Annotated in this window: 1 protein-coding gene; it reads left to right on the forward strand. The window is 57.3% G+C overall.

Annotated elements, in window-relative coordinates:
* Nucleotides 1-140 precede the first annotated feature (140 nt).
* A partial coding sequence (locus BUC26_RS22460; protein WP_143166148.1) for a DUF6531 domain-containing protein occupies nucleotides 141-1,831 on the forward strand: 1,691 nt, incomplete at its 3' end.

Genomic DNA, 1,831 nt, shown 5'->3' on the forward strand with positions numbered 1-1,831 from the left:
GCGGCCTATCATGATTCGCCGCTTGTCATAGAATTATAAGCCATATTGTCCTGTTAAACAGAAACCTCCAGATAGAGCAAGCTGGGGCCAAAGGCACGATCAGCAGCCCCTCAGGTACCAAACGAGGATGGAGCCTGACGATGATTTCTCTTTGCCGGATCTTTTCCATACTTCTGGTAACACTCTGTACATTCTTGTCCCTTTTGTCAGGGTATGCTCGAGCGTACGACGAAGATCTGGTGGACCCCGGCCAGCTAACCTTTCGCGAGCCGGTCGCAAACACCTCCGATGAACACATCGATCCCTACACCGGACATCTCGGTCTGGCCTACACCGATCTCCATCTCCCCGGCGACGGCGGCCTCGATCTGCGGATCATGCGCACTTATAAATCGAGCCGGGCAACCGACACGGCGATGGTAGACAGCAAGCTCGGCTACGGCTGGGATATCAGTTTCGGCCGGGTACGACGGGACGGCAATTTCGTCACTATCGAACTGCAGGACGGCACGACCAGCGTTGCTGTCCGCGAATCCCTCGGCAGCAATTATTTCCTGACCAAGGAGTTTTGGAAACTGTACATGCCGATCGGCGCTTTGCCGGTCCTGCAGTTGACCGACGGAACCACCATCACCTTTGGCCAGGGGAGTCTACAGGGGTATCTGGCCACGGAGATCAGGAAGAACAACAACACCATCACCATCAGCTACGACAGCGACCGAATCGATTCCGTGACCTATACGGCCGGCGGCAGCAGCAAGACCATCAGCTTTCACTACGCCGCCAGCGGCAGGCGACACCTGCAGTCCATAACCTGGGGCAGCTCGAGTCGCCAGATCACCTACGGTTACGCGGCCGATAATCAGGCCGTAACCTCGGTCAGCCTGCCCGGAGGCGACAGGTGGCGCTATACCTACCAGCAGCAGTCGATCAACCTCCATTCCGCCTATATCATCCGGACCGTAACCACCCCGTGGGGCAGCACAGTCACCTACGATTTTGCCACGTTCAGCAAACCGGTCGGTCTGTCCTTCAAGACGCAAGGCAGCCTGGCAAGCAAACAGGTGTCCGGCCGGGGACTGGCCGGCGGAACATGGAACTACGATTACTCGGCGGAAACCGGGTACGATGAAACAATCATCACGGACTCCTGCGGCCGAACCACCATTTATCGGTTTTTCGGATACGGCAGCCCCTACAGCAATAACTGCTACAAATACGGATTGACCATGTCCAAGGTGGTGATGAACGGGGGTGCACATGAGATCACGACAGAGTATGAGTGGGATCGGTTGTCTATGCCGATCTCCTCAATAACGCACAGCGTCCACGCGCTGTGCAGCGATATCAGCGCCACCTATGTCCCGGTTCTGACAGAGGAAACGATCACCCGCGGCGGCAAGCAATACTCCACCAGCTACAGCAACTTCGACGCCTACGGCTCAGCCGGCACCATCGTCGAGCAGGGCAGCAACACCAGGACGACAACCGTCACCTACTGGCATGACGCAAGCCGCAATATCGTCACGGACAAACCGCTGACGATGACTGTCACCGGTTCTTCGGCTTTTCCCGGCACCTTCACCAGCACCTTCAGCTACTACACCAATGCCTCGGCCGACGCCAATTACTACGGAGAGCTGAAGACGGCGGCACCGAACGGGGTGACTACCACCTACCACTACGACACGAGAGGCAACATCTCCTCAATTAGCGACGCCAACAATCACACCACCTCCTACCAGTGGTCGCACGGCACGGTGAGCCGGATCACCAATCCGGTCTACAACATCCAGCGCACGATCAACTGGGACGGCACCGTCGCCAGCGA

It is taken from the genome of Desulfofustis glycolicus DSM 9705 (genome assembly GCF_900130015.1).
GTDB lineage: Bacteria > Desulfobacterota > Desulfobulbia > Desulfobulbales > Desulfocapsaceae > Desulfofustis > Desulfofustis glycolicus.